Origin of the sequence: Paraburkholderia strydomiana (assembly GCF_046030495.1) — a bacterium.
Taxonomy (GTDB): Bacteria; Pseudomonadota; Gammaproteobacteria; order Burkholderiales; family Burkholderiaceae; genus Paraburkholderia; species Paraburkholderia strydomiana_A.
In genome coordinates this window covers 1-18613 of the sequence record NZ_JAQQCJ010000048.1, presented here as the reverse complement: position 1 = coordinate 18613, position 18613 = coordinate 1, and the positions used below count along the sequence as shown (strand labels likewise).

The 18613-nt window shown below is 62.7% G+C and carries 17 protein-coding genes; 4 read left to right on the top strand and 13 right to left on the bottom strand.

What is annotated here, in order from left to right; translation table 11 throughout:
* Positions 1-429: 429 nt before the first annotated feature.
* Positions 430-2121, top strand: a complete 1692-nt coding sequence (locus PQQ53_RS34340) for a Na/Pi cotransporter family protein (protein ID WP_408146196.1) — start codon at positions 430-432, stop codon at positions 2119-2121.
* A gap of 212 nt (positions 2122-2333) precedes the next feature.
* Here the strand turns inward: PQQ53_RS34340 and PQQ53_RS34335 are convergent, their stop codons facing one another.
* From PQQ53_RS34335 to PQQ53_RS34315, 5 genes are all read right to left on the bottom strand, one after another.
* Positions 2334-3089 (bottom strand): alpha/beta fold hydrolase, encoded by a 756-nt coding sequence (locus PQQ53_RS34335; protein ID WP_408329093.1) that lies wholly within the window; start codon positions 3087-3089, stop codon positions 2334-2336.
* 160 nt (positions 3090-3249) lie between these two features.
* On the bottom strand, positions 3250-4206 hold the full coding sequence (locus tag PQQ53_RS34330; RefSeq protein WP_408146193.1) for an AraC family transcriptional regulator: 957 nt from the start codon (positions 4204-4206) through the stop codon (positions 3250-3252).
* Between the two features lie 70 nt (positions 4207-4276).
* The gene (locus PQQ53_RS34325; RefSeq protein WP_408157998.1) at positions 4277-5392 is read right to left on the bottom strand and encodes a porin; all 1116 of its coding nucleotides are present in this window, start codon (positions 5390-5392) and stop codon (positions 4277-4279) included.
* Between the two features lie 319 nt (positions 5393-5711).
* Positions 5712-6497, bottom strand: coding sequence for an IclR family transcriptional regulator (locus PQQ53_RS34320; protein WP_408146190.1), 786 nt, complete (start codon positions 6495-6497; stop codon positions 5712-5714).
* 27 nt (positions 6498-6524) lie between these two features.
* A complete protein-coding gene (locus PQQ53_RS34315; RefSeq protein ID WP_408329090.1) occupies positions 6525-7643 on the bottom strand; it encodes an FAD-dependent monooxygenase in 1119 nt (372 codons plus the stop codon).
* A 282-nt stretch (positions 7644-7925) separates the two neighbouring features.
* On the opposite strand from PQQ53_RS34315, the gene PQQ53_RS34310 reads away from it, so the two are divergent.
* The 3 genes from PQQ53_RS34310 (at position 7926) to PQQ53_RS34300 (ending at position 11822) form a co-directional block, all read left to right on the top strand.
* Positions 7926-9248: a Rieske 2Fe-2S domain-containing protein gene (locus PQQ53_RS34310; protein ID WP_408329087.1), complete on the top strand. Its 1323-nt coding sequence runs from the start codon at positions 7926-7928 to the stop codon at positions 9246-9248.
* 45 nt (positions 9249-9293) lie between these two features.
* Positions 9294-10286, top strand: coding sequence for a PDR/VanB family oxidoreductase (locus PQQ53_RS34305; protein WP_408329084.1), 993 nt, complete (start codon positions 9294-9296; stop codon positions 10284-10286).
* Between the two features lie 117 nt (positions 10287-10403).
* Positions 10404-11822 carry an MFS transporter gene (locus PQQ53_RS34300; RefSeq protein WP_408329081.1) on the top strand — a complete coding sequence of 473 codons (1419 nt, stop codon included), beginning with the start codon at positions 10404-10406 and terminating at the stop codon, positions 11820-11822.
* Positions 11823-11851: 29 nt separating this feature from the next.
* Here the strand turns inward: PQQ53_RS34300 and PQQ53_RS34295 are convergent, their stop codons facing one another.
* The 8 genes from PQQ53_RS34295 to PQQ53_RS34260 all read right to left on the bottom strand — a co-directional run bounded on the left by PQQ53_RS34295 (position 11852) and on the right by PQQ53_RS34260 (position 18555).
* Positions 11852-14947, bottom strand: a complete 3096-nt coding sequence (locus PQQ53_RS34295; RefSeq protein WP_408329079.1) for a complex I subunit 5 family protein — start codon at positions 14945-14947, stop codon at positions 11852-11854.
* The gene (locus PQQ53_RS34290; RefSeq protein ID WP_408329077.1) at positions 14941-15315 is read right to left on the bottom strand and encodes a sodium:proton antiporter; all 375 of its coding nucleotides are present in this window, start codon (positions 15313-15315) and stop codon (positions 14941-14943) included. Before PQQ53_RS34290 ends, PQQ53_RS34295 begins: the two co-directional genes overlap by 7 nt.
* A 16-nt stretch (positions 15316-15331) precedes the next feature.
* Positions 15332-16048, bottom strand: a complete 717-nt coding sequence (locus PQQ53_RS34285) for a Na(+)/H(+) antiporter subunit B (protein ID WP_408158016.1) — start codon at positions 16046-16048, stop codon at positions 15332-15334.
* Positions 16048-16392 carry a monovalent cation/H(+) antiporter subunit G gene (mnhG, locus tag PQQ53_RS34280; protein WP_408158010.1) on the bottom strand — a complete coding sequence of 115 codons (345 nt, stop codon included), beginning with the start codon at positions 16390-16392 and terminating at the stop codon, positions 16048-16050. The genes PQQ53_RS34285 and mnhG overlap by 1 nt, the downstream gene beginning before the upstream one ends.
* A gap of 3 nt (positions 16393-16395) precedes the next feature.
* Positions 16396-16638, bottom strand: coding sequence for a hydrogenase subunit MbhD domain-containing protein (locus PQQ53_RS34275; RefSeq protein ID WP_408146175.1), 243 nt, complete (start codon positions 16636-16638; stop codon positions 16396-16398).
* Positions 16639-16641: 3 nt separating this feature from the next.
* Complete coding sequence (locus PQQ53_RS34270) at positions 16642-16902, bottom strand: MrpF/PhaF family protein (RefSeq protein ID WP_121324549.1); 261 nt, start codon at positions 16900-16902, stop codon at positions 16642-16644.
* Positions 16895-17422, bottom strand: a complete 528-nt coding sequence (locus PQQ53_RS34265; RefSeq protein ID WP_408329074.1) for a Na+/H+ antiporter subunit E — start codon at positions 17420-17422, stop codon at positions 16895-16897. The genes PQQ53_RS34270 and PQQ53_RS34265 overlap by 8 nt, the downstream gene beginning before the upstream one ends.
* Before the next feature lie 224 nt (positions 17423-17646).
* Positions 17647-18555, bottom strand: a complete 909-nt coding sequence (locus PQQ53_RS34260) for a cation diffusion facilitator family transporter (RefSeq protein WP_408158014.1) — start codon at positions 18553-18555, stop codon at positions 17647-17649.
* Positions 18556-18613: the final 58 nt, after the last annotated feature.

The window sequence follows — 18613 nt, the reverse complement described above, 5'->3', positions numbered from 1 at the left end:
TTCTTAATCTGACTTGAACGAGTAAACAGGCTCTATCGCGAAGCGCGAGGGACCTCATAACACTGACTCGTACCTCGATACGCGCCTCAAAGTCCTTTAGCGACTCTCATCGCAGCATATCCGATCCCACCCATTCGACTCGCGCCTCAGTCGCAAGCAAGTCCGAATAAGCGCATCCCCTCGAGGGTGTGTGAAAATGCCCCTGCAACTCGTGAACGCTTCGTTGCGCGGCATTGCTTTACCGGGTTGGGACCGAATCCATCCACTTATCAGGTAAGCCCCGAATGGTCCGTGCTCTTGCGCCTTTGGCAAAACGCCAGGAATCGCAAGCAGTGATCCGAGGTGTCAGCCGAAAGTCGGAACGGACAGGGAAGCTGTCAGCCAGTGGTTCTTTGCATGAATGCGCGTCGTGACAAAAGGAACAGCAAGATGACTCCTTACACTGTGGGAATGGACCCCCAGAGCCTGAATCTCGTGCAGATATTCGGGCTGTTGATCGGAGGTCTCGCTCTTTTCCTTCTCGGTCTGGAGTTCATGACCGGCGGCCTGAAGGCAATCGCCGGATCGAGACTGCAGGCGCTGCTGGGCATGCTAACCGCGAGCCGCTTTCGCGGCGTGCTGGCAGGCGCCGTCGTCACCGCATTGCTGAATTCGTCGACCATCACCACGGTCCTCATGGTCGGCTTCGTTTCTTCCGGCCTGATGACGCTGACCCAATCGGTGCCGATGATCATGGGCGCCAATATCGGCTCGACGGTCACCGCGCAGATCATCGCTTTCGACGTTTCGAAGCTGACGCCGTTCATGCTCGCGATCGGCTTTGTCCTGCATGCGTTCGGCCAGCGCGAACTGCTGCGCCAGATCGGCCGTGTGCTCCTCGGCCTGGGCCTGCTGTTTCTTGGGATCCAGTTGATGGGTGACGCGACGCGTCCGCTGCGCACGTTCCAGCCATTCATCGACGCGATGCAGGACATGGAGAACCCGCTGGTCGGCATTCTGGTGGGCGCGATCTTTACCGCGATCGTTCAGAGCTCTGCGGCGACCCTCGCCATCGTGATCGCTCTGGGCGCGCAAGGGTTGATGCCGCTCGAAGTTGGCATCGCCGTGATTCTGGGCGCCAAGGTGGGCACATGCGGAACGGCGCTGCTCGCATCGATCGGAAAAAATCCGGAGGCCGTCCAGGTGGGCATGGTGCATCTGATCTTCAATATTCTGGGCGTGCTGTTCTGGGTTTTCTTTATCCCGCAGATGGCGGATATGGTGCGGCACGTGTCACCGTCCTACCCCGAGTTGCAGGGCGTGGCAAGACTGGCGGCCGAGACACCGCGCCAGGTTGCCAACGCTCACACGATATTCAGCGTGGCGAGCACGTTGATCCTGATCTGGTTCACCGGTCCGATTGCACGGCTTGCCGAGTTCCTCGTGCCGAAGCGGGCGCAGGAGGTCAAACGGGTAGGGGACCCGCTCTATCTCGACAAATCATCGTTGACGGTGCCCTCGGTCGGCTTGCAGCGGGTGCGCATCGAACTGACGCGGTTGGGACAGGAGGTGCTGGACATCGTTCGGCACGGCACCCGGGTGGTCTCGAACGGGACGATCGAAGAGATCAACCTTCTGCTCGACCGGGATAAGGAAGTCGACCGCTTGGCATCGGAGATTCTTCACTATATCGGCCACCTGTCGCAGGTGGAGCACTCGGAGGACGAAGGCCAGCGGATGGTCGGGTTCACGCAGATCGTGTCCACCCTGGAAAGCATCAGCGGCATTGTCGGGACCAATCTGGTGTCGGTCAGTCAGCAAAGGTTGACGCATCAGATCGACCTCACACGTTTGCGCGATCCGGCCACGACGCAATTTACGGACACAGTCATGCGCAATCTCGTCCAGGCGATCCGTTCGATCGACGAGTCCTACGCGAACGAAGCGACGGAGGTCATCGCGGCGAGGGCCGAGATCGAACAGATGGCGGCAGCGGCGCGCCAGGTCGTGCTTGCCAAGCTGCAACTGGCGGACAAAACCGATGTGCTGGCCTTCCGGCTAGCGATGGACCTGATCGAACACGGCAGACAGATTGCGCAGTTCGCAAGAGCGCTGGCGAGGGGCGCGGAGGAGTGCAGATAGCGTCTCGGGAAATAGAATCGCGCCCACCTGGGGCGAAAATTCTTGCCATACGGTCTGAGGCGACTAAGCGGGAGCCGATTGTGATGGAGAAAACAACACCGCTATCGCTGCGACAAAAAGCATCCTGGCTTGGAGTCCGATTTCATTCGGTATCCTCTTGATTGCTCGCGATGTGTCGACCGTCCACGATCAAGATCAAAAGCCCATCGGTGTCACCGCGTCGCGTGCGCTTCGTAGGCGATCGCGCGCAAGACAGCAGAAAAACCCGCCGGATCTTCCGCGCAGGACGTATGCCCTGTGTTCAACACGTGCAGCGAGGCATCAGAAATGCCGCTAGCCATTTCCTGCGCATGAGCCAGCGTACGTGCGGGGTCGTGCCGTCCATGAACAATGGCGACCGGTACGCGCGGCAGCGTCGATAAGACGGGAACGAAATCGATTGAGTGCTGGCTGCAAAGCGCTTCGATCACCGCACTTTGCCGCAACCGGGCAGGATAGCCGCGTACGTGCTCCAGCAAAGGCGATGCAGGTACGGTGTGAAAGCAGCGAGCAACGAACGCATCCCAGAACGCTTCGCCCCACTGGTTCCGAATTCGATCGATCAATCCCGCGATGTCGCCGTGTCCGCGTGTGTTGGCGCCGCTATTGGAGAGCACCATGCCGCGCACGCGTGACGACCCCTGGTCCAGTTCCCGCAGCGCGGTAAGCATCGCGATCGGCGTGCCGAGCGAATGCCCGACCAGAATCACTGACGGTAAATCGGACATGGCGGCGCATACGCGTGCGGCAATCGCATCGAGATGGTGTGGACCGTCGTCCTCGAGCCACGCCATCGAAACCGCTGTCAGCCCGCTACGCGTCGCGGCGTCAGCGAACACATGCGGCGAACACATCGCTCCGGGCAGGCACACCAAGGTGGGTGCGGCAGGGTCACCCTCGCATATCCTGATTCTGGGCATGAGCTTCATCGTTTCGCGTCAGTCTGTACTTCGAGAAAGGCACGATAGCAAAAACCACTGCGAGCGGGAAGGTGAAAGCCGGGGCGCCGCGCGCGAAATTCAGCGCGCCTCGATCATGCAGACTATCGACAAAAGCACGGAACAAAGAGCTGGAACGCTCGGCATCACTTTATTCTGCAAGGCTATGAAGATCGCGCGGACTGCGTGCATAACGCCGTGGCGCCATTCCCGACCAGCGATGAAACGCGCGCGAAAATGCCTTTTCCGACGAATAGCCGACCCGTTCGGCAATCTCGATCAGCTTGCGTTTGCCCTCCGTCAATTCACCGCTCGCGAGGTACATGCGATACGCGGTCAAGTGACCGATCGGCGTATCGCCGACCAGTTCGACGAAACGCGCGCTGAATCGCGAGCGCGACATGCCGGCCGCCGCCGCGAGACTTGCGACGCTCCATTCACGACGCGGATCGCGATGGATCAGCGCCATGGCACGACCGATCTGCGGATCGGCGAGGCCGCGCAACCAGCCCGTATGGTTCGCCGTCGATTGCAGATGCGCGCGCAGCAGCTGCACGAACAGCACGTCCGCGAGGCGAGCCGCGGCGATCGCCCAGCCGGGTTGGCACGTCATCGATTCCTGAATGAAGCTTTGCAGCGTGCTTGCCAGCCACGGCGCGACGGCAGGATCATTCGCGCGAACGTGGATCAACGGCGGCAACACCGAAAACAACGGACTACGCATGATGTCGCGATACACGACGATGCCGGTGTAGAGATCGCTGGTCTCGCCGCCGCCGCCCGCGGTGAATTCGAGCGGCGTGTCGAAGCGCGGATGGATGCCCTTGTCGGCCATCAGCGAATCGAACGGCACGGGCTGCTCATCGAGCGATGAAGCCATCACATGCTCATGGCCATGGGGCAACAGGACGAAATCGCCCGGTTCAACATAGACGGCGGGTGCGCCCGCGACGGACAGGTAGAACGGACTGCCCGAGCCCATCCGGAAGGGCGCGCCGGACACGGCGGGTTTGCGGATCGCCCACGGCGCGCTGAGCGTGAAACGGCCGGTAACGACCGCGTCCGCGCGTAAGTCGGCCAGGATGTCGCTGAGAAGATCGGTCGCCATCGTGTGACTCCGTGAATCGTGGGGTGGGTTGATTGGCGAACCGCGGTCTCGCGTCCGGCACTGCGCTCCGTCAGAAACGCTGCTGGATGCCGGCCATCACGCCAAGCTGGTTTTGGCCGACGCCGACCGATCCTCCGGCCGCAACCGCCGCCGAGCCGCGTGAGCTGTTTTCCATGAATCCGACCGAGGTATACACCGTCGTGCGTTTCGACAGCAGGTAATTCACGCGGCCGACGAACAGCGTCGAGCTCGACGTCTCGCGCAGCAGATAGCGCAGCACCTGTGTATCGAATGATAGCGCCGGACTCGCGTGATACGTCGCGCCGACAAAATAGATGTCCGACTGGCTATGCACGGCGGCCGAGGTGTTGCGGCGAATCCAGCCGCCGCCGATTTTCGCCGGACCGAAGATCGCGTACGCGTCGACGATGGTGCGCGTGTCGGTGTACCCCGGATTCGACAGCGGCGCCGACGCGCCGACACCGCCGCGCATCACATCGTACGAAGCGGCCACGCCGAATGGCGACGCGTCGTACGCGAGCATCATCGTGTATTGACGGCATGCAACCGGGTCGCCCGCGACGTTGCCGCCGCAATTGGTCGCCGACGGCCCGGCCGGGCCCGCCGCGTCGCGTCCGGTGCTATACGTGCCGCCGACCGTGACGCCGTTGAACTTGCCGAGATAGCCCGCCGCATTATCGCTGCGCGCATTCGGCAGATAGCTGTCAAAACTCGCCATGGAGTGGATCGACGGGCCGATCACGTCGGCGTTGAGCAGCACGTACATCGACATGTTCATCTGCCGTCCGAGCGTGAGCGACCCGTACGGCGAACTCACGCCGACATTTGCCTGGCGGCCGAACAGACGTCCGCCGTAATTGAGCGCGCCGCTATTCATCGCAAACCCGTTCTCGAGGACGAAGAACGTCTTGAAACCGCCGCCGAGATCTTCGCTGCCACGCAGCCCGAAACGCGACGGCACTTCGCCGGTCAGCGTCGGCATGCCGACCACCGAGCCGCCACCCGCCGCGTTGTTGTAGTACTGCACGCCCGTATCGACGATGCCGTATAGCGTCACGCTGCTCTGTGCGCGTACGTCGACGGTGGCGAGCGCCGTGGTAGTGCCGATCACGGCGAGAAGTGCCGTGGAGGCAGCCGTTCGTTTGACGTTCCGTTTGACCTTCATGTTTCTCCAAGCCTTGTATGCAGCCCTGCTTTTTTTGTGGGTTCGGAGTCGGTCATGGCGACCGGTCTCCCCAGGCGGCGTGCGGTGAACGGTTCGGATGCCGTCTCGCACGGTGCGCATCGCGCTCGCAATTCAGTGGAATAGAGCGGGCGAATGAGGAGATTCTTGGTGACGCAAAAAACGCCGCCAAGGACCGTAGGTCTCTGAAAAGTAGCCGATCGTCCCGTTGTCGCGCGGCGCGAGCCACCGGCGAAACAACGGCGAAACAACGGCGATTTGCGGAAGGAAAGGTCTGCCGGAAGGAAACCGGCGGCGAGATCTACAGGCTGGAACGCGACAGTTCCCGAGCGGCCGCTTTGACACGGGCTTCGACAGTAGCGCGCAGCGTGCCGTCGTTCGTGAACGCGGTGTTCGGCCCGGCCACACTCAACGCCGCGAGCACGCTGCCGCGGCTATCGATGACAGCCGCCGCGCACGAATCGATGCCTGCTTCGAGACCCGAAAAGCTCCACGCGCAGCCGTTCGCGCGCGCGGTATCGAGCGCGGCGTTCAACGCCTCCCAATCCGGCTGGTCGTCACGCGCATCGGCGTTGGGCTGGTTTGCGTATAGCGCGGCCAGTTCCGACGCGTCGAGATGGGCCAGCATCGCGAGTCCTGGCGTCGCGCGATGCGCGGGAATGCGGCTGCCGACGCGAATCCGGCTGACGAGCGGCGTGTCCGGCGTCTCGCACAGCAGATAGATCAACTCGGTTCCTTCGCGTACCGCCAGATACGCGGACAAGCCGGTTTGACTGACCAGTCCCGGCAACACCTGACGCGCGCGCGAGGTCAGATCGGACGAGCCGAGCGCGCTGGCGGCCAGCGTCAGAAACGGCATGCCGAGCCGGTGTGAGCCGCCTGGCGGAATGACTTCGATCAGTCCGACGGACTTCAGCGATTCGAGCAGGCGCATCACCGTCACGCGATTGACGTTGATCTGTCGCGCGACGTCGCTGAGGTTCGCGGTCGAGCCGCCGTCCGCGATAAAACGCAGCAGGCGGAACGCACGGTCCACCGGTGACGCCGACGCGTCGGCGGCCTTCGAATTGTCGGGTGTGTCGGTCATCTTCAAGGTGTTCCGGTTAGACGAGGATCACGCCAGCGGCACGGTCCACGCATCGTAACCGTAGACCCAGTCGGCATTGCCGCCCGCTTTCAGCCAGTGATTGCCACGCGAGCCGATCTGTATTTTGGCGGTGCGTTCCTGGCGCGCGCGTTCGTATCGCGCCAGCGCCGCGCCGAGCGTGTCCGCTTCGACGCCGGTCAGCGCGCGCGACAGCACGATCGCATCTTCGATGGCCATGCCCGCGCCTTGCGCCATGAACGGCATCATCGGATGGCAGGCGTCACCGAGCAGCGCCATGCGCTCGCCAGTCCACTTCGGCAACGGATCGCGAATATACAACGCCGACGCGAGCACGGTGTCGCACGCATCGAGCAACTTGCGCGCTTCCGGATGGAAGCTCGCATACGCGCGGCGCAAGGCGTCCGGATCGCCGGGCGTGGTCCAGGATTCATGCGTCCAGTCGCTCTGCGACGTGGTCGCGAAGATGAACACGTCCCGGCCACGATTCAGCGGGAACGTGACGATCTGCAGATCGTCGGTCGGCCCCCACCATTTGACGAACGCCCCGAGGTCACCGCCGCTCAGCCGCTCGGCCGGCACCACCGCGCGATACGACACGATGCCGGTGAACTGCGGCCGCTCGTCGCCGAACAGATACTTGCGCACGCCGGAGTGAATGCCGTCCGCGCCGAGCAGCAGATCGAACGCGTGCGTCGAACCGTCGGCCAGGGTGAGCGTCGCCTGATCGTCCGTCTGACGGAATTCGACAGTGCGTTTGCCGAGTTGCAGTTCGTCGGGGCGAAGCGCCTGTTCCAACGCGGTCATCACGTCCGCGCGGTGCATCGTCAACTGCGGTGCGCCGTATTTGCGCTCCGCCTCGTCCGACATGGCGAGGCGCGAGGTTTCTTCGCCCGTGTCCCACATCCGGCTGATGCGCGCATTCGGGCGAGCCGCCGTTTCGCGCAACTGCGCGCCGACGCCGAGGCCGTCGAGCGCGCGAACCGCGTTCGGCGTCAGGTTGATATCCGCGCCGACCCGCCCGAAGCGCTCCGCCTGCTCGAACACGGTGACGCGATGCCCCGCCTTGCGCAGCGCAATCGCTGCCGCCAACCCGCCAATCCCACCACCGACGATCCCGATTTTCATGCTTCCCTCACGTTGAATCTGTGTCATAACGTTCAAAAATGAACATATAGAACATAAACGAACACGCATTTTGGAATGGATTAATTTTGACGGCAAGGGGAAACCGCTTCGGTTAAACCCTGGTTCGCGCGTGCGCAGCGATATTTGCCGTGGGACGAACGGCAACCTTTCTGGATTTTGGAGTGGTTGTGCGGTCCTGCCGCGTCGCCAAGAATTCACTCATCGCTCGCGGTACGCGCTGGTCGCGGCGGGCGGCGTTTCCATTATTCGAGGACACAAAACATGCTGAGTCAGGAAAAGAACCGGCTACTAACCGAAGTGGGTCCGGGCACGCCGATGGGCAACTATCTCCGCCGTTACTGGCATCCGGTGGCGGGCGTCGCTGAGTTCGACCAGAAGTCCGTGCGCCCGATCCGCCTGTTCGGTGAAGACCTCGTGCTGTTCAAGGATCTGGGCGGCAAGTTCGGGCTCGTGCAGCGCCGTTGTCCGCATCGGAATGCCGATCTTGCGTTCGGTTTCGTCGAGCAATGCGGTTTGCGCTGTGCGTATCACGGCTGGGAATTCGATGCGAGTGGGCAGTGTACGCATCAGCCATATGAAGAGATCGTGGATACGGAGGCGCGCCTGCGTCACAAGACAAAAATCACCGCATATGAAGTGCGGGCGAAGGCCGGCATGGTCTGGGCGTATATGGGACCGTCGCCCGCGCCGGAATTGCCGGACTGGGAGCCGTTCAATTACACGAACGGTTTCGCGCAGGTCGTGATGGCCGAGATTCCGTGCAACTGGTTTCAATGCCAGGAAAACTCGATCGATCCGATCCATTTCGAGTGGACACATAACAACTGGACCGAGCGTCAACAGGACTGCCAATCCGAACACGTGCCGACTCATCTGAGCACGAAGTACGAAGAGTTCGATTTCGGCTTCGTCTACAAGCGATTGCGGGCGCACGAAACCGAGCAGAACCCGATGTGGACGACGGGCCGCGTGACGCTATGGCCAAACGGCTTTTATCTCGGGCATCACTTCGAATGGCGCGTTCCTATCGATGATGAAAACACGCTGAGTCTGCTGTGGGTGTTCAACAAGGTGCCGAAGGAACAGGAGCCCTACGTGCAGGAGCACATTCCTGCCTGGTATGGTCCGCTGCGCGATGAAAACGGCGACTGGATCACCACTCACGTTGCCAATCAGGACTTCGCCGCATGGGTCGGGCAAGGTGCGATCACCGACCGCACGCGCGAAACCCTGGGTGCAAGCGATCGCGGCATCGTGATGCTGCGCCGGCGCTTTTTCGAGGAACTCGACGCGGTGGCCGCCGGTGCGCAACCGAAAGGCCTGATTACGGATAGCGCCAGCAATTACAACGTATTTCTCCCATCGGCGTGCCGTGACGAAATGCTGAACGGCATGACGCGCACCGAGCTGACCGCGCATCCGTTGCTCGGCGCGTATCTGCGCGATTTCATCGGTCAGTACGGACAGCCCGACAGCGTGCGCGACGCTTATGAAGCGGCAATCGGCCAGAAGCTGAATCGCGCGCGTTTCTTCTCGGTGCACGGCGCGCGTCAAGCGGATGCGGAAGTGGCCGAGTCGTCGTAAGCACGTGTCGTCAGTGTGTCGTCAATTCATGGAGAGTCGGGAAACATGCACGAGCAAACAGGCCGCGAAGTCGTGAACCGCGCACAGACACGCATCCGCGCACGGGTCCGGACGATTCGCCACGAAGCGGAGCGCGTGCTGAGCGTGGAACTCGTTCCGGTGGACAGTGGCGAGTTTCCGCGTTTCACGCCGGGCGCGCATATCGACTTGCATCTTCCGAACGGCATCACGCGCAGCTATTCGCTGGTGAATGCGCCGGATGACGCGGGTCGCTATGTGGTCGCCATTCTCGACGAAGTCAACAGCCGCGGCGGCTCGCGCTTCGTGCACGAGCAGCTGCGCTGTGGCGCGGTTCTGCCGATCAGCGCACCGAGGAACAATTTCGCGCTCGATGAAGACGCGGTATCGACGGTGCTGATCGCCGGCGGCATCGGCATTACGCCGATGTTGTGCATGTACCGCCGATTGCGCGAAAAAGGCCGTGACGTGCGTCTGATTTACTGCGCGCGCGACCGCTCGCAAGCAGCGTTTCTCGACGAACTAGGCGCTCCCGGACAAGGCGTGCATCTGCATTTCGACGCTGAAAACGACGGTCGTCCGCTCGATCTCGCCGCGTTGCTCGCCCGACAACCCGCTGACGTTCACGCGTACTGCTGCGGCCCGAACGCGATGCTGAACGCGTTCGAAGCTGCCTGTGAAACAGCAGGCATCGGCAACGTGCATATCGAACGCTTCGCCGCCGAGGCCGCAGCAGTCGATGCCCAAGCGAGCGGCTACACCGTGGAACTCGCAAAGAGCGGCCGCCGTCTCGCCGTTCCAGCCGGCGCGAGATTGCTCGACGTGCTGCTCGAAGCGGGTGTCGATGTCGACTACAGCTGTCGCGAAGGTCTGTGCGGCGCATGCGAAACGCGCGTGCTCGGCGGTTGTCCGGATCACCGCGACGCCGTGCTGACGCAGTCCGAAAAGGCCGCCAACAACGTGATGATGATCTGCGTATCCGGCGCAAAAAGCGGGACGCTGGTGCTCGATCTCGCGTGACGCCGGTCTCCACGCATTGAAGCTGCTCACTTTCGAAGCAGCGCATTTCCCTTCCGGACGGCCTGTCTCGCGTCCCCGCAATCACCCTTTGAGGACATGATGGATCTATCGAGCACAGTGAAACAGCACGATGCCCACGCCGTTGCGCCCGCAGGCAATTTGCACGACGCGGCCACGATTTCCGCGCGCATCGAGCGCTTGCCGTTCACGCGCTGGCACGCGCGCGTATTGAGCGTGGTCGGCGTCGTTCATATGACCGACGCTTTCGACGCGTTGACGATTGCCTACGTGCTGCCGGTCCTGATCGGCTTGTGGCACCTGTCGCCGGGCGAAGCGGGCTTGCTGGTGTCGGGCGGCTACGTCGGGCAGACGATCGGCGCATTGCTGTTCAGCGCGGCGGCCGAACGTTTCGGACGACTACGCGTGTTGCGCTGGCTTCTCGTGATTCTCGCGTTGGGTAGTCTCGCATCGGCCTATGCGCCGAGCTATGCCGTGTTTATCGCGTTGCGCCTGTTTCAGGGTATTGGTCTGGGCGGTGAATCGCCGGTGTCGGCCACCTACATGAACGAACTGTGTCCCGCGAAGATCCGCGGCCGTCTGATTTTCGTCCTGCAATCGACCTTTGCGGTCGGCAACCTGATTGCCGCCATTGCCGCGATGTGGCTGATTCCCACGTACGGCTGGCAGGTGATGTTCCTCGTGGGCGCGCTGCCGATCGTACTCGCCGCGATCTTGCCGCGTACTGCGCCGGAGTCGCCGCGTTGGCTGGCGATCAACGGCCGCGCCGCTGAAGCGAACCGGATCGTCGAGACGATCGAGCAATCGGTGCCGCGCGATCAATACGCGCGGCTGCCCGCACCGTGTGTCGTCGAAACGCCTGCGGATCACAAGAAAGAATCGTTTCGTGCGCTGTTTCAGCGGGGTTTCGCTGCGCGCACGCTGGTGGTCTGGCTGATGGCCTGTTGCGGCAGCCTGACGACGTACGGCATTCTGGTGTGGCTACCCTCTCTTTATCGGACCGTGTATCACTTGCCGTTGAACCTCGCACTGCGTTACGGCATGTTGAGCATGATCGCGACGCTGATCGGCACCCTCGTGGGCATCTTCGTGATCGACCGGCTCGGCCGCAAGAAGACCTTTGCGATTGCGTTTCTGGGCGCCGCGATTCCGATGCTGTATCTCGCATTCGCCGGCACGCGGGTGCCGGCCGAACAGGTGTCGGTGCTGGCGTCGATCAGCGTCGCGCTAATCGCGATCGTGCAATGCGGGATCTACGTCTATGCTCCGGAGGTCTATCCGACCCGAATCCGTGCGCGAGGGGCCGGTGCGGCTTCGGCGGTGACGCGGATGTCGTCGGTGATCGGGCCGATGATTATCGGTGCGCTGCTGACGTATCTGAGCGTCGAAGCGGTGTTCGGATATTTCGCTTTCGTGTCGCTGGCCGGCTCGATAGTGATCGGCGCGTTTGCGATGGAAACGGGCGGCAGGACGCTCGACGAGATTGCGACCGAGACGACGGCTGCCGCCGACGCGTGAGCCGCGATGCGCGCGGTACGTCACCACCGCTACCGCGCCAACCCCGCCCCGAACCCCGTACTCGCGAAATAAAGCACGAGAAAATACCCAAGCACATAGAGCGCGTAAGTCTGCCCGTTGCCGGTATAGACCCGCCGTATTCTTCCCGCTGCCGCGAGGGCGATATGCGAGACGCCGCGCCAGAACATCAGCGCGAACGGCGGCACCGTGCGTGCGAGTATCGGCCGATAGAACCTGAAGAATCCAGGGACGTTGTCGTCCGTCCGCCGCCGGCTGCGATAAAACAGCACGAAAAGCGCGAACAGCACGGCGGCCACCGCGAGCACCACGAGGACGACAGGCGTCGGATTCCAGAAACCGTAGATGCTCTCCAGCGACATGCCTTCCCACACCAGCGTCGACGCGAACTGCGGATCGATCGCCGCCGACACCGGTTCGATGAGGAGCTTCGGGAAAAAGGACAGCACCACGATGCCGATCACCAGGACGAACTGCGGCACGAGCAGCATGAGCGGCGCTTCGCTGACGTTCGCCTGTTCCGCCCGTCGCGGCCCGAGGAACAGGCCGCTGACGAAGCGGATCATGTAGAGAAAGCCGACGAACGTCGCCATCAGCCCGCAGATGGCCAGTCCGTACCAGCCCTTGTCCGTCATCGCGCTCAGCAGCAGCCATTTGCCGCCGAAGCCCATCAAGGGCGGCAAGCCGGACATCGAGACCAGCGCGATCACCACCATCGCGAACGTGAACGGCATCGCGCGGGCGAGACCACCCGCCTCGGCGAAGTTGTGCGTGTCGATGCGCAGGATGACGCCCGCCAGCGCGAGGAACAGAATGCCCTTCACCAGCATGTGGTTAGCGACCAGATAGAGCGCCGTGACCCAGCCGAGGTGGCTCATGAGCGCAATCGCGGTGACGATATAGCCGAGCTGGCTCATGCTGGAAAACGCGAGCAGGCGCTTGAAGTCGTTCTGCCGCAGCGCCATCAGCGCGCCCGCGAGCGTCGTCAGCATGCCGATCCACGCCATCACGTGCGCGAGCTCAAGACCAACCTCGGAACGTATGGTCAGATAGGTGCCGACCAGCAGGCCGAACATCGCCACCTTGCTGACGACAGCCGACAGCATCGCGGTGACGTCGTCCTCGGCTTCCGTGTACGCGCCCGGCAGCCACACATGCACGCCGATCGCGCCCGCCTTGATGAGAAAGCCGGCCGCCAGCAGCACGAACGCGCGGCTTGCGTCCGGGCCCGATCTGACGAGCGCGGCCAGTTCGATACTGCCGTCGAGCGCGGCAACGGCGGCAAAACCGGCCAGCAGAAAGAACGCCGACAGCAGCGAGAACAGCAGGAAGGTCAGCACATGCGGTCCGGCGCTGCGGCATTTCGCGATCAGGAAGCAGGACGACAGCGTCACGATCTCCCAGCTATAGAAGAATTCGAGCGTCGTCGTGGCGCGCAGCAGCGCCGGAATGGACAGCAGCAGCACCACCAGCATCGGATAGAAGCCGGCGCGGACATCGCTGCGGTAGAGGCTCGCCGCCGCGATGACCAGGCTGCCGCCCAGCAGCAGCCATGCAAAGAGCGCCGCAATGCCGTGCGCGTCTTCGGCAAGCCACGAGCCCACCAGCGCAACGGCAAGCAGCGTCAGCACGCCCTTGAGCCGGCCCGGCAGACGGTCGCCCGCATAGAACAACGCGCCCGCAAGCAACGGCGAGAACAGCCATGCCGATCCCGCGCCCGCGAACGAAGCGCCGGCATAACCCGCGGCAATCAGCAGAACCGCCACGCCGAACAGCGGCAGCAGCGCGACCGCATCGGGGCCGTGCGCGGCCTCGTCTTCGGACGGACGCAGCGCGCGCACGAACCAGTGGAACATATAGGCCGCTTCGAGCAGCGAGCCGGTCAGGATCAGCGCGATCCAGTAGGGCTTGCCGGCGATGGTCAACTGCATGACCAGTTCCCACTTCGCCCAGAAGCCGGGGAAGGGTGGCAGGCCGGCGATGGCCACCATGAAGAGTCCGAGCAGACCGATCAGCAGCGGACTGCGCGACAGGATCGCGCGTGCGTCGGTGCCGTGCCGCCGGAGAATGCCGATGAGCCAGAACAGTCCCGCCTTGGCGAACAGATGGTTAATGAACAGGCCGCCGACCACCAGCGGGATCGACCTGTCGGCGCCGACCTGGTGCAGCAGCGCGAGCGCCAGCATCAGCAGGCCCATCTGTCCGATCGACGAATAGCCGAGTACCCGCTGCGGCTTCTTCTGTCTGAGCGCCAGCAGATTGGAGAACAGGAACGTGACGCCGCCGGACACGGCAATCAGGCCGAGCTGGTTTTCGAAGAGCGGCAATAGCTTGAGCAGCGCGAAGAACACGCCGGCCGAGACGCCGACCGAAATCATCGCGGCGATGCCGCTTGGCGCGGTCTCGTAGACGTCGAGCCCCCAGCCGTTCGCCGGAAACGGCTTGAGTTCGATGATGAGGCAGGCGAACACGAGCAGCAACGCCGTGACGGCGATCGGGCCGTTGAGATCGGCGCGGACCACGATCAGGTCGTCGATGTTCAGCGTGCCGGCGACGTAGTAGAGCAGCACCGTGCCGAGCAGGAAGAAGGTCGATGCGATGACCGTCGCGATGATGTACTTGAACGCGGCGGCCAGCGCGGCGGGCGTACGGTCGAGTCCGAGCAGCCCGTAGGTGGCGATCGAGACGATCTCGAGAAACACGAAGAGATTGAACAGGTCGCGGGTCATCACCATGCCGTCGATGCCCATCACGAGGATCAGATACAGCAGCAGCGCCGCGTAGTTGCCGCGCAGACGATCCCACAACTGCAGCGCGCCGAGCAGCGCCACCACGTTGACACTGAGCGTGAAGAAGCCCTCCCATACACCGAAGCGCAAGTTGATCGACACCGGCGGCAACGCGCCGGCCGTGAGCACGTCGATCGTCTGGCCACCGTCGAGCAGCCCGAAGAACGACACGCCGCTCACCAGCACGATGCCGCCGAGCGCGACGAAGAAGCCCCCGGTCAGCCACGGCTTACCGAGCCGATAGAGCAACGGAATGACGAAGCCGCCGCCCAGGCCGAGAATGAAGATGTGCAGCGGATGAAACAGCGCGGCTACCATTTCGACTCGGTGAAGGCGTCGATGGAGAGCGTCTTTTTGGCCGCGTAGAGACAAATCGCGAACGCCAGCATGACGGCCGTGACCGACAGGCCGATCACGATTGCGGTGACCACGAGTGCCGACGGAATCGGATCGATCGCGCGCCGCGCGGCGTCGGCCTTGCTCAACGCCGCGTCGATGATCGGCGCGGTGCCCCCCGTGACGTAGCCGGTCGCGACCATCACGATGTGCAGCCCCGTATCGATCAACGCGAAGCCGATGATGATGCGCAGGATGTTGCGCTGGGTCAGCATCCCCCACAAGCCGATCAACGCGAGACAGAATCCCGTGATCAGCAGGATGGTCGAAACCGGTAGGCCCGTGGTCATGCGCTGTTCTCCTCGCTCAGCTTCTGAACCGGTCGATGATGACGCTCAGCTCCGCGCCGACCTTGACGCCGAGCAATGCGGAAATCAGCGGAATGGCGCCGGCGCTGAAGAACGCGCCGAACTCGCCGCGCGGCAGAAAGCGGGGGTCGAGAAAACCACCCGCCAGCACCAGACCCAGAATGCCGATGAACACGTAGATCACGCCGGCAAACGACTCGACGACACTCAGCAGCGCGACGTTCAACTCCGCGCCCGGCCGCGCGAGCAGCATCAGCATGACGCCGGACGCGACGATAGCGCCGCCCTGGAAGCCGCCGCCCGCGGAGAGGTGGCCATTGACGATGACGTAGGCGCCGAAGGTGAGGATCATCGGCAGTAGGACCTGGGTGCCGGTGCGCACGATCTCGCCGGCTGGCCGGCGCGGGGCGTGCTCTTCATCGGATGCGGGTCCGGGTTCCGCTGGGGCTTGCGCGGTCGTGCTTTCGCCCTTCAGAAGCAGGCCGACGCTTGCCGCGACCATGAACAGTACGGCCACTTCGCCGAGCGTATCGAAACCGCGGTACGTGATCAGAATGCCGGTGACGATGTTCGGCGCGCCCAGTTCGATCGGCCCCTGCACAACATAGTGTTCGGCCAGCGGCCGCAGCGCCTGCAACTCGCTATAGCCGCCGACGATGCGCCAGAAGATCAGCGCGAACAGCGCGACCGTCAGCAGGACGAACACGCGGCGCATCACGCTTCTTTCTCCCCGCTGCTGCGCTCTTCGTCTGCGGCGAGCGCGTCGGTCATCGTGGACGAACTCATCGGCGTGCGGATCAGCCACGCCGCGCGCGACAGCGCATGCGAAGACACCGGGTTGGTCACCAGCACGAAATAGCCGACGAGGATCAGCCTGAAGGTCCAGCCCGGGTGATAGAAGGCGAGCCCGAGCAGCACCAGCATGTTACCGAGCGTAGACGCCTTGGTGCCGGCCTGGATGCGGGTATAGGCATCCGGCATGCGCAGCAGACCGAGACCTGCGGAGAACAGGAAGATTGCGCCCGCGAGAATGAACGTGCTGCCGATCAGTTCGATCATGCGCTAGCCCTTCTCATAACCGGTTTTGCGAATCGCGTAGAGGAAGATGAACGTCGCGAGCCCCGAGCCGATCGCGGCTTCGGCCATCGCCACGTCGGGCGCGGCGAGCAGCAGGAAGGCCACCGCGGCGAACAGGCTCGCCAGTCCCGAACTCACCATCGCGGCCATGAGATTCTTCAGGCAGACAGCCAGCACGCCGCTTATGAGAATACTCGCGCATACCAGCAGGACGAGCAGTTCGAGCACGGTTCACAGCCCCCTTTCCAGAAAGCGAGCAATCGCGAGAACGGCCAGAAAGCTCAGCAACCCATAGACGAGCGCCACGTCGATATAGACGAAACGGCCGGACACCTGGGCATACAGCGCGATCAGCGAGATCGAAATGACCGTGAGCATATCGATGGCGACGACCCGGTCGACTAGCGTCTTGCCGAGCACGAGGCGGATCACGCCGAACAGGATCGCGAAGAAGATCAGTACCGTGGCGATCTGGAGCATGATCTCAGCCAAAGACTTTCTCCAGATGCTTTTCGAAAGGTATAACCAGCGCCAGAGTGGCCTCGTCGATGTCGGTGGTCTTGACGTCGAGCCAGTGGATGAACAGTATGTCATCCCGAATATCCATGACGAGCGAGCCCGGCGTGAGCGCGATCGAATTGGTCAGCGCGAGGCGGCCCAATGGTGTTTGCAGACGGGTGCGAACCTTGACGATGCCGGGCTTGATGTCGATACGCGGGGAGTACACGTACGCCATCATGTTGAGATTGGCGCGCACCAGTTCGACGAGGAAGGTGCCGCTATACGCGACAAAGTGATAAAGCGCGCGAGGTGTCAGGCGCAGTTGGCGCCAGGCTTCGCTGGAGGAGGCAAAGGCGTGGGCCAGTACGAAGGTGATCGCGGCGCCGACGAGTGCCGGTTCGACGGCAAGCGACGCGTTGGCGATCATCCAGATGACGAACAGGACGACCCACAGGCCGACCATGCCCTGAGGAACAAACGACGACACCGGTTTTCCGCTGTTCGAAGCCACGTCTTCAGGTTCCAAAAGAGGGCGCTAGCAAAAATTCTAGGTGACAACCTGGGGCAAAGCAACTGGGGCACGCTCTGCGCCTGGATTATTGGCCTGGTAGCGTGGTTTCGATGGCGGATGGGCAAGTCTAGCGCTCCAAAAAGACGGTTTGACGTCTCCAACGGAGCGCCCATGGAGCAGGTGTAGGCCTTCACTTCATCAATAAGGAGTGCGCGGACGGGCGCTTACAGCCAGCGTGGGTCGCGTGTGAACGCCACGGTCAGCCAGCGGTCGGGGCCCGACTCGCCGATCGCGTGGGAGATCCTGTCCCGGATCTGGTCGAGTTGACGAATGCCCGCGTGTTCCATCGTCTCGGGCAGAACGACGTGAACTTCGACGAACAGGCCTCTGCCCACGCGCGTCGCGTAGTGCGAGTGCGACACGAAGCCATAGTCCAACGTTAGTTTTTGCATCAGCTCGCGCAGAGTGAAGTCCAGGTCTTGCGGGGTAACGAGCAGTACTTCCTTGACTGCGCCGATGACCGTGCCGATAGGCATCGGTATCAGGACCAGCGTTAGAAGGGCCAGCACACCCGGGTCGATATACGGCGTGATATGCCGGTAACGCGTGCCTTCGAGAATCCATGCCATCGAGAAGGCGAGCAACAGCGCGGTGCTGATGCTCGCCGACATCAGCCAGCTCTTGGTGTCGAGCTCGATCAGTTCGGATTCGATGGTGCGGTTCAGGCGGCGCTGTCTGAAGAACATGAAGAAGCAGAAGACGCTGACCACTACCGCGTAGAACATGCCCCAGCCGAACTCCAGCTCATGGCCGCCTTCGAGCAAGCCCTTGACCGCATTGATGAACGCGTAAAAGCACAGGACCGCTAACAGGCTGCCGTTGAAGGTCAGCACTAGCGGTTCGATATGCCAGAAGCCATGCTGGAAACGCCGGCTGGCCTGCTGCGTGAGCAGGCGGGTCACGAGCAGGGAGAGGCTGCACATGGCCGCGTCGAGTGCGGAGAACATCCCGTCGAAGATGATCGACAGGGAGCCGCTGAGGATGCCGACCGCGATGCCGAGGCCCGCAATCATCACGGTGCAAAGCAGCGATCGTTTGAGTGTGCGCTGTTCGAGGTCCGGGGGTGGGGGCATGGTCCGGGTCGCCTGTGGGAGAGAGAGACGGGGAGGGGACGGCATGGCTAGTATAGAG

Excerpts from the sequence above, each read along its gene's own strand:
- PQQ53_RS34340 (WP_408146196.1), top strand. The coding sequence starts at position 430 with ATGACTCCTTACACTGTGGGAATGGACCCCCAGAGCCTGAATCTCGTG.
- PQQ53_RS34335 (WP_408329093.1), bottom strand. The coding sequence starts at position 3,089 with ATGAAGCTCATGCCCAGAATCAGGATATGCGAGGGTGACCCTGCCGCA.
- PQQ53_RS34330 (WP_408146193.1), bottom strand. The coding sequence starts at position 4,206 with ATGGCGACCGATCTTCTCAGCGACATCCTGGCCGACTTACGCGCGGAC.
- PQQ53_RS34325 (WP_408157998.1), bottom strand. The coding sequence starts at position 5,392 with ATGAAGGTCAAACGGAACGTCAAACGAACGGCTGCCTCCACGGCACTT.
- PQQ53_RS34320 (WP_408146190.1), bottom strand. The coding sequence starts at position 6,497 with ATGACCGACACACCCGACAATTCGAAGGCCGCCGACGCGTCGGCGTCA.
- PQQ53_RS34315 (WP_408329090.1), bottom strand. The coding sequence starts at position 7,643 with ATGAAAATCGGGATCGTCGGTGGTGGGATTGGCGGGTTGGCGGCAGCG.
- PQQ53_RS34310 (WP_408329087.1), top strand. The coding sequence starts at position 7,926 with ATGCTGAGTCAGGAAAAGAACCGGCTACTAACCGAAGTGGGTCCGGGC.
- PQQ53_RS34305 (WP_408329084.1), top strand. The coding sequence starts at position 9,294 with ATGCACGAGCAAACAGGCCGCGAAGTCGTGAACCGCGCACAGACACGC.
- PQQ53_RS34295 (WP_408329079.1), bottom strand. The coding sequence starts at position 14,947 with ATGGTAGCCGCGCTGTTTCATCCGCTGCACATCTTCATTCTCGGCCTG.
- PQQ53_RS34290 (WP_408329077.1), bottom strand. The coding sequence starts at position 15,315 with ATGACCACGGGCCTACCGGTTTCGACCATCCTGCTGATCACGGGATTC.
- PQQ53_RS34285 (WP_408158016.1), bottom strand. The coding sequence starts at position 16,048 with ATGCGCCGCGTGTTCGTCCTGCTGACGGTCGCGCTGTTCGCGCTGATC.
- mnhG (WP_408158010.1), bottom strand. The coding sequence starts at position 16,392 with ATGATCGAACTGATCGGCAGCACGTTCATTCTCGCGGGCGCAATCTTC.
- PQQ53_RS34260 (WP_408158014.1), bottom strand. The coding sequence starts at position 18,555 with ATGCCCCCACCCCCGGACCTCGAACAGCGCACACTCAAACGATCGCTG.